Raw genomic sequence first — 8,472 nt, forward strand, 5'->3', positions numbered from 1 at the left:
CCGCAGGGGGCGGGCGTAGCTGCCCCGCTCGGCGATAGGGGCGAGTCAGTTGCTCGTCGGAATCATCAGAACCGCACTGCCTCAAACGCGGGGTGCAGCGCGTCGATCCAGTGGTCCAGCTCGTCCTGCGTCACATGCAGGTGGTCCATGCAGGCCTGGCCGTGTTGGGTCCACTCGCGCGTGGGGGCCAGGCCGTCGTGCTGGTTGACCAGAAACTCGGCCAGCAACCCCAGCGCCACCAGGTGCCGCACGGTGGGATCAAACTGCTCGTCGTTCAGGCAGGCAAAGTCGTGGTGCAGCCAGATGGCCTGTGCCACGTCGCCCGGCAGGTGCCAGGTGCGCGCCACGATGGCGCCCATCACCGCGTGGTCGGTGCGGTGGCTCGCGTTCTCGGTCTGGGTAAAGGTGCGGTCCTTGCGCGCCAGGGCCTCGGTCACGGTGCCCGCGTAGCCCCGCACCGCCTTCACCAGCACCGGCATGCCCACATGGCAGAACAACCCGAAGCTGTAGCCCAGCCCTGGGTCCAGGCTGTAGAGCTGGTGGCCGATGTGCTCGCACGCAATGGCGCGGCGCTGCGAGCTTTCCCAGAAATGCTCCAGCAGCGGCGAGCGCACCTGCAGCGCATTGCGCGTGATGAAGGCAGACAAAAGCTCCACGGCCGGCTGCAGCCCCAGTACCGTCAGCGCCATGCCCACGGTCTGCACCGGCTGGGCCAGGCCGTACAGCGGGCTGTTGGCCAGCCGCATCACGGCGGCGGCCAGGGCTACGTCGGAGGATGCCAGTTGCTCCAGCGCGGTCGAGTCCAGCTCGGGCGCCACCACGATCTGCTGCAGGCGCAGCAACGATTCGGGGCACGGCGGGATCACGATGGCGCGCACGGCAGGGTGCACGCGGGCTTGCCGGATGTCTTGGTCGATGGGGTGTGGAGCGGTCACAAAAAGTCCCCGGGCCGCCGCGTGTGCCGACCACACGGACGGGCGCAGCCCGCACAGTTGCAATTCGTTGCATTGTGGCGCCAAAAAGTGCTTTGCCCACCGAACCCGTGCACAAGCGCAGGCTTTGCGCCCAGCGCCTCAGAACCTGCCCTTTGAACAGGTTCTCAGATATTGGCGCCGTCGAGCCCCTGCAGGGCCTGCCGCGTGCTCAGGCTGCTCCGGCCGGGCATGGCCTCGCCCAGGTAGTCCAGAAAGCGCCGCACCGCGGGCGACAGCCCCCGGCGGGAGGGGAACACGGCATGCACGATGGCGGGCGCCGGCGCCCAGTCGGGCAGCACCCGCACCAGCTTGCGCTCGCGCATTTCTTCCTGGCACATGTAGTCGGGCATCCAGCACACCCCCGTGCCGGCCACGGCAGCGTATTTGAGCGTGAGCAGGTCGTCCGCCACATAGCGCGGCGTGTGCTGCACCACCTGGTGCACGCCGCCCGGGCCGATCAGGTTCCAGGTCGATCGGCCATCGGGGGCCGACATGGCGATGCTGTCGAGCTTGGCCAGGTCGTCCAGCGTTTGGGGCGTGCCCTGGCGGATCAGCAGCTCGGGGCTGGCCACCAGGATCTGCGTGGTGTGGTCCAGCCGCTTGACGACCATGCTACCGCTGTCGTCCACCGAGGGACGCACGCGCAGCGCCACGTCGATGCCCTCTTCCACCAGGTTGACCGCGCGGTTGCTCACCAGCATGTCGATGCGCACCTCGGGGCAACTGGCCAGGAACCGGGGGATCAGCTCGGCCACCACGGTCTGCGCCAGCGTGACAGGGCAGCTCACGCGGATGGTGCCGCGCGGTACGGTCTGCACCTGGGCCACCGTGTCGGCCGCCGCCTGGGCCGATTCGCGCATGGCCTGACAGTGGCGCAAATAGGCTTCGCCCACTTCGGTCAGCGAGAGCTTGCGGGTGGTGCGCTGCAGCAGGCGCACGCCCAGCTGCGTTTCCAGGCCGGACACCCGGCGCGACAGGCGCGATTTGGGAATGCCGAGCGCGCGGCCCGCAGCGGCAAAGCCACCGCGCTCCACCACTTCGGCGAAATACAGCATGTCGTTGAGATCTTGCATGGGCTTCATCGTCCTATGGATAGAACAATCTATCGCAAGTTCACTACCTTATCAACAAATTGATCCATCCCCACAATTCATCCCATGGCCACACGCTGTGGCTCCGATCCACAGAACCCCAGGAGTTCCCTCATGCAACTGCTTCACGTCGACTCTGCCATCACCGGTGATCAATCCGTGTCCCGCCAACTGACTGCCCGCACCGTGACCGCCTGGCAAGCCGCCCACCCTAGCACCACCGTGCAATACCTGGACCTGGCCCAGCAAGCGCCTTCGCACCTGTCGGCCCAGTCGCTGGGGTTCCGCACCGGCCAGGCCGCTGCCACCGAGGCAGAGTGCGCTGAAAACGCACTGTCCGAAGCCCTGGTGAGCCAGTTCCTGGCCTCCGACGTGATCGTGATTGGCGCGCCGCTGTACAACTTCTCCATCCCCAGCCAGCTCAAGGCCTGGATCGACCGCCTGGCGCAAGCGGGCCGCACCTTCAAGTACACCGAGAAGGGCCCCGTGGGTCTGGCCGGTGGCAAGACCGTGATCGTGGCCTCCACCCGTGGCGGCGTGTACTCGACCAGCGAAGGCGGTCAGGCCATGGAGCACCAGGAGAGCTACCTGAAGGTGGTGTTCGGCTTCTTCGGCATCACCGACGTGCGTTTTGTGCGTGCCGAAGGCGTGGCCATGGGCCCGGACGCCAAGGCGGCCGCACTGGCCTCGGCCAACGTGGAAATTTCCACACACACCAGCGTGGCGGCCAACCAGGGTCGCGTGTCGCAGGCCGCCTAAGCCCAGCGGCAACAACGGCGCGCAGGGCACAAGCCCTGCAAGCCCCCCCAAAACCCGGCCCTGTGCCGGGTTTGGGCTTTTATCAGGGCAAAACGGCCGGATGCGCTAGTGGAACATGCCTGAGCAGCTATCATTTTTGATATGCCACACACGGACCATGCCGCCCCCACGCCACACCGTGCCAGCAGTCACTGCGCAGCGGGCGGCGCCTGCCGCTGCAGCCATTGCTCGGCCAGTGGCCCGGGCGCCAGGGCCGGTGCAAACAGCCAGCCCTGAAAACGCTCGCAGCCCATGCGGATCAAAAACTGCAGCTGCTCCTCGGTTTCCACACCTTCGGCCACCACCTCCAGGCCCAGCGTACGGGCCAGCGCGTTGACGGTGGCGCAGATCTCGCGGTCGTTCACGTCCACCACGATGTCGCGCACAAACACCTTGTCGATCTTCAGCTCGCTCACCGGCAGGCGCTTGAGCTTGATGAGCGACGAGTGGCCGGTGCCAAAGTCGTCGATAGACAGCGCAAAACCCGCGTTCTTCAGATCGAGCGCGATGGCGTACAGGGACTCGTCCAGCAGCTGCGACTCGGTGATCTCCAGCACCAGGCCGGCGGGCGCCACCCCGGCGCGCTGGGTCACGCCCAGCAGGGTCTGGGTAAAACCCGGCTCACGCAGCTGGATGGTGGAGACATTGACCGACACCACGGGCACCTGCCAGCCCTCGGCACGCCACTGCGCCATCTGGCGGCAAGCGGTCTCGAACACCCACAGCCCAATGGGCACGATGAGCCCGCTCTCCTCGGCCAGCGGGATGAACTCGTCGGGCGGCACCGCCTTGCCATCCACCGACCAGCGCAGCAGCGCCTCGGCACCCACGGTCTGGCGCTGCTGGTTGAGCTGGGGCTGGTAGACCAGCGCGAACTCGCCCGCCTGCAGCGCGTTGTGCAGGCGCCGGCGCAGCTCCAGCCGCCCGCGCGTGATCTGCGTGAACTCCTCGATGTAGAAGCGGTACGAGCCCCGGCCTGCACTCTTGGTGGCGTGCAGGGCCGAATGCGCGTGGCGCACCAGCTCCACGCTGTTGGCCGAGTCGTCCGGGTACAGGCTGATGCCCAGGCTGGCACCCATGTACTGTGCGCCCACCTCCGACAGCTCCCAGGGCTGCGCCAGGCCCTCCACCAGCGAGGCCGCCAGCTGCGCCAGCTCGGTGCGGGACGCCGGGCGCAGCAGCATCACCGTGAACTGGTCATTGGCCAGCCGCGACACCAGGCCCTGCCCCGCCAGCAGCTGGGTGATGCGTTGCGCCACCTCGCTCAGCAGCGCGTCGCCCACGCGGTGGCCATAGGTTTCGTTCACGCTCTTGAAGTGATCCAGGTCGATCAGCATCAGCGCCACGCGGCGGTTGGTGCTGTGCGTGTCGCGGGCGGCCTCGGCTACGGCACGCTCCAGGGCGTCTTCAAAGTAGCGTCGATTGGGCAGGCCGGTGAGCGCATCAAAGTGCGCCACGCGGTACAGCTGCTCCTCGTTGCGCAGCACGGCGGCCTCGGCCGTGCGCAGGCGGTTGAGCAGGCTCACCACAATGGTCTGGCGCAGTGCGGCCAGCAGCAGCACCAGCAGGCAGCACACCAGGATCAGCGCCTGCATGCCTGCCCTGCCATCGGGCGCCACAAACAGCAGCACCAGGGTGATGGCCGCCAGCGTCATGGACAGCAGTGGCACGTAGTTCATGACCTGGTCGCACTGGCGGCGGTAGGCCGCATCTGCCGACATCTCAAACCGCAGCCAGCGTGCACCCCAGCCCAGCACCAGCGCCGACACACTGAAGCTGGCGTTGAACCAGATGCCCGGCTGCACCGTGTTGCTGATGACCATGAGGTTCCACTGCATCCAGCTCAGGCCAAAGCCCAGCAGGCCCAGCAGCACCAGCGCATGGGACCGGTCGATGCGCACCCCCACCGTCGGAACAGCCAGCGCCGTGACGCCCGCCGCAGCGAGAAACCCGGCCGGGTACAGCACCAGCACCGTGCCCACGGCCAGCGAGTCCACCTCGCCCGAGGGCAGGTAGATCACCAGCGTGAACGCCAGCAGCGCCAGCACCGTGCCGCCAAAGTCCAGGGCCGCCGGGTAAGCCCGATCGCGCGACAGGCGCGCAAAAGTGGCGCGGATGACGGTGGCAGCCCACAGCGGCCCCCCCGCCAGAAACAGCAGGTCGGCGGGCGCGGGGAATGGGTTCCAGTCCAGCGCCACCTGCACGTTCCACACCATTTGCCCCAGGGCCACCAGCACCGCAAAGATCAGCAGGCCGGTGTGCAGCGCGCGGTCGGTGGGCGGCGCCAGCCACCAGCCACGCCAGGCCCAGAAGGCAGACAGCCCAAACGCCAGCGTCCAGGAGGCGTTGTCCAGAAACAGCCGCACACCCGGGGCCGGTGCCCACAGCGACGCAACGAACAACAGCGTGGTCGCACTCAACCAGACCGCTGTGAGGATTCGTTCCGCGAAGGGCATGGTGGAGGGATGGTGTTACTGGACGTTACCCTCTCATTGTGTATGCAAGCGCGACACCACAGTTTTCCCAGCGCAACGCAGGGGAATGGTGTTGGCGGGCCGCTATCATTTAGATAGCTATTTGCACTTTACGGAAAAGCGCAAAACGCCAAAAATACTTGGATGTTTGACTGCTGTTGCAGTCGCTTTTCCCGCCCCCTCTCCCCTTGCGGGAGAGAGGACGAAGCAGCAACCAGTCCGCAGAGCCACAGCGCCCTTCATCGCAGGGCGCATTTGCGATCAGCTTCAGAAGCCTGGCAGCACCGAGCCCTTGAATTCGGTCTGGATGAACTTCTTGACTTCTTCCGAGTGGTAAGCCTTCACCAGCTTGGCCACCCAGGGCTTGTCCTTGTCGGCTTCACGCACGGCGATCAGGTTGACGTAGGGGCTCTTGGCGTTTTCTTGTGCAATGGCGTCCTTGCCAGGGTTCAGGCCAGCCGACAGCGCAAAGTTGGTGTTGATGGCCGAGGCGTCCAGATCGTCCAGCGAACGGGGCAGCTGGGCGGCGTCCAGTTCAACAAACTTGAGCTTCTTGGGGTTGCTCACCACGTCCAGCGGCGTGGCCTTGAGGCCCGCGCCGTCGCGCAGCTTGATCAGGCCCTTGTCCTGCAGCACCAGCAGCACACGGCCGCCGTTGGTGGGGTCGTTGGGAATGCCGAACTTGGCGCCTTCCTTCAGGTCTTCCAGTTTCTTGACCTTCTTGGAATACAGGCCGATGGGGAAGTTGACGGTGTAGCCCACCGACACCAGCTTGTAGCCACGGTCGGCCACTTGCGCATCGAGGTAAGGCTTGTGCTGGTAGCTGTTGGCGTCCAGGTCGCCCGCAGCCAGCGCGGCGTTGGGCTGCACGTAGTCGCTGAACTCGACGATCTGGATCTTGAGGCCGTCCTTCTCGGCAACCTTCTTCACCTGCTCGAAGATCTGGGCGTGGGGGCCGCCGGTCACGCCCACCTTGATGGGCTTGTCCTGGGCCATGGCGCCGGACGAGAAAGCGGCAGCAGCGGCCAGGGCCAGGGCGGATTGCAGGAGAAGGCGCTTGTTGTTGTTCACAGGGAAAACCTTTCGTTGAGAGATGGTTCGCATCCTAGGGTTTCCCCGATAAAACTGGAACAACTAAGTTTTCATTTCATTACAACCCATTCGAATAAGAAGACAAGGCCCGTGCCCCCACGCCCACCTCATGAAACTGGCGCGCGCCCGGCGAGGGCAGCCGAGCAAGGGCCGCCCCGCAGCGAGGGCTGCCTCCCCCTTCCCGAATCGCGCAGCGATTCAAGAGAAGGGGGAAGTGGCGCAGCCACTCAGGGGGATGTTCCAAGTCACCCACGCAGTGCCACGTTGTTCAGCTTGTCCAGCCGCTCGGGCCAGGTGCCCTCCACCGTCGCGCCCTGCAGCAGGATGCGCGTCCAGGCCACCCAGGCGTCCCACTGCACGCGCTTGTCCCACGCATTGCCCCAGGCGCTGAACAGGTGCAGTGCGCTCTCGGCAGCGGCCTTGGCGTCGTCCTTGCGGCCAGCGGAGAGGTACAGCTGGGCCAGCACCATCTGCGGCTCGCCCACCCAGGGGTTGTGGCGCACGGCGCTTTCCAGCACGCCGGTGGCCACGTCCAGGTCCACCAGCGGCTGGTCTTGCTGGATGACGGACCAGTACAGCGACGTGGCCGCCGCCTCGTTGGCGGCAGACAGGTGCTGCGTGCAATGGGCAAACACGGGCGGCATGGGCAGCACGTCCTTCAGCCCCGGGTGCTGCAGCGCCTTGGCCAAGCCATTGATCTGGTGCACCATGCGCCCCGACGGTCGCATGGGCCCGGGCCAGAGCGATGCAGCCCAGTGCGCCTTCTGGTTGCGGTGTTGCACGTCCGGAAAGCGCGAAAAGATGTCGTCCTGCCAGCTGAACCACTGCTCGATGGTGTCGGCCATGCTCACGATGATGAAGGCCGCCACCTCGTAGGGCGTGAGCACATGGTCCTGCCCGTCTTTTTGCAGCACCAGGCTGCCGTCCGCCTCCAGCGCATGGGCCAGCACTTTTTGCACAAACTGCGTGCGCGACTGGGTGCAGAACAGGTAGACCAGGTGCTCGGCCGACTCGCCCGCAATCTCGCGCACCCGGGCGCGCTCCTTGGCAGGGTCGAACTTCACCAGGTCCACAAACGCATTGCCATACACACTGTGCAGCAGCCCCAGCAGGCGCACGTCACGCGGCTGCTGCCACACCGTCAGCGTGCGCGTCACACCCACCAGGTGGTGGCGAAACGTGCCCGCCTTGTGCCAGTCCTGCCCCACATTGCGCGCGAGCACCGTGGGCAACACGGGCGCCAGTTCGGGGTCGCGGGTCAGCCACTCGTCGTCCAGCAGCGGCAACGCGCGGGCAAACAGGACAGGGTCCAGGGGGTGAAGCGGCAAGGTCATGGGGTGGTGTCTCCGACGTTGAGGGTGCAGGGAATGCAATGTACACACAGTATCTGCCCACACGGCAGGTGCGCAAGCACGGGGGCGACCCGGCCCTCACACCCAGCACGCGCCTGCACTGCGGCTCGGTCAGCACCACTGCGTGCTGCGGGCTTTCAGCCTCTCAGACCAGCCGCACCTCAAAGTACGCGCCCTCGCCTTCTCCCAGATCCCGGAACCCGGCCTGCCGGGCTGCCACGCTGGCCTTGCCCCAGGCCTTGAGCAGGGTGAGATCGCCAGGAGACACCACCTCAGGGGGCGACTCCTCCAGGCTCTGCATGGTGTCCAGGGCGGCCGCCACCTGTTCGGGGCCGCCAAGCTGCTTTTCCAGGGCCCTGGCGTACCGGGTTTCTGCGGCAATGCGCTCCTTGGCCGGGAGTTCCTCGGGGTAGTCGCGCAGGGTGACGGCGTAGGTGGATTCGATGACTTGCATGGCGCTGCTTCTCCTGTGGTTTGATACTGTATGAATATACAGTTTTTTCCAACAAAACTCGAGCGCCGAAAGATCCCACACGGAGCGCGGGAGGATGGAAAGATTGTTCTCAATACTGGAACAGTTAGTTTGCGACTGTGTGGTTTTTCCCTGAACACCATCGGCGTACAGTTCATCCCATCGATGAGCCGAACCCGCAAGGCGACTCACCGAACCCGGTTCAGGAATGGTTTTTGA

The 8,472-nt window shown here is 65.8% G+C and carries 7 protein-coding genes; 1 reads left to right on the forward strand and 6 read right to left on the reverse strand.

Features of this window, described 5'->3' with window-relative positions:
* Positions 1–65: 65 nt before the first annotated feature.
* Together ATF69_RS12045 and ATF69_RS12050 are read right to left on the reverse strand one after the other, a co-directional pair.
* Entirely contained in the window at positions 66–935 is an 870-nt protein-coding gene (locus ATF69_RS12045; protein WP_146871088.1) for an HDOD domain-containing protein, read from the reverse strand.
* Between the two features lie 164 nt (positions 936–1,099).
* Positions 1,100–2,047, reverse strand: coding sequence for a LysR family transcriptional regulator (locus ATF69_RS12050; protein WP_146871089.1), 948 nt, complete (start codon positions 2,045–2,047; stop codon positions 1,100–1,102).
* A 132-nt stretch (positions 2,048–2,179) separates the two neighbouring features.
* On the opposite strand from ATF69_RS12050, the gene ATF69_RS12055 reads away from it, so the two are divergent.
* Entirely contained in the window at positions 2,180–2,824 is a 645-nt protein-coding gene (locus tag ATF69_RS12055; protein WP_146871090.1) for an FMN-dependent NADH-azoreductase, read from the forward strand.
* A 188-nt stretch (positions 2,825–3,012) separates the two neighbouring features.
* On the opposite strand, the gene ATF69_RS12060 is transcribed toward ATF69_RS12055, so the two are convergent.
* From ATF69_RS12060 to ATF69_RS12075, 4 genes are all read right to left on the reverse strand, one after another.
* Positions 3,013–5,319, reverse strand: a complete 2,307-nt coding sequence (locus tag ATF69_RS12060) for a putative bifunctional diguanylate cyclase/phosphodiesterase (RefSeq protein WP_146871091.1) — start codon at positions 5,317–5,319, stop codon at positions 3,013–3,015.
* Between the two features lie 285 nt (positions 5,320–5,604).
* Entirely contained in the window at positions 5,605–6,408 is an 804-nt protein-coding gene (locus ATF69_RS12065; protein ID WP_233194296.1) for a MetQ/NlpA family ABC transporter substrate-binding protein, read from the reverse strand.
* Between the two features lie 266 nt (positions 6,409–6,674).
* Positions 6,675–7,763: a DUF6817 domain-containing protein gene (locus ATF69_RS12070; RefSeq protein ID WP_146871092.1), complete on the reverse strand. Its 1,089-nt coding sequence runs from the start codon at positions 7,761–7,763 to the stop codon at positions 6,675–6,677.
* A 163-nt stretch (positions 7,764–7,926) separates the two neighbouring features.
* Positions 7,927–8,235 (reverse strand): hypothetical protein, encoded by a 309-nt coding sequence (locus ATF69_RS12075; RefSeq protein ID WP_056067613.1) that lies wholly within the window; start codon positions 8,233–8,235, stop codon positions 7,927–7,929.
* Positions 8,236–8,472: the final 237 nt, after the last annotated feature.

It is taken from the genome of Acidovorax delafieldii (assembly GCF_007993815.1).
Classification (GTDB): Bacteria; Pseudomonadota; Gammaproteobacteria; order Burkholderiales; family Burkholderiaceae_C; genus Acidovorax; species Acidovorax delafieldii.

Bases quoted from the DNA above. Each gene is read 5' to 3' on its own strand.
- ATF69_RS12050 (WP_146871089.1), bottom strand. From the start codon at position 2,047: ATGCAAGATCTCAACGACATGCTGTATTTCGCCGAAGTGGTGGAGCGC.
- ATF69_RS12055 (WP_146871090.1), top strand. From the start codon at position 2,180: ATGCAACTGCTTCACGTCGACTCTGCCATCACCGGTGATCAATCCGTG.
- ATF69_RS12060 (WP_146871091.1), bottom strand. From the start codon at position 5,319: ATGCCCTTCGCGGAACGAATCCTCACAGCGGTCTGGTTGAGTGCGACC.
- ATF69_RS12070 (WP_146871092.1), bottom strand. From the start codon at position 7,763: ATGACCTTGCCGCTTCACCCCCTGGACCCTGTCCTGTTTGCCCGCGCG.
- ATF69_RS12075 (WP_056067613.1), bottom strand. From the start codon at position 8,235: ATGCAAGTCATCGAATCCACCTACGCCGTCACCCTGCGCGACTACCCC.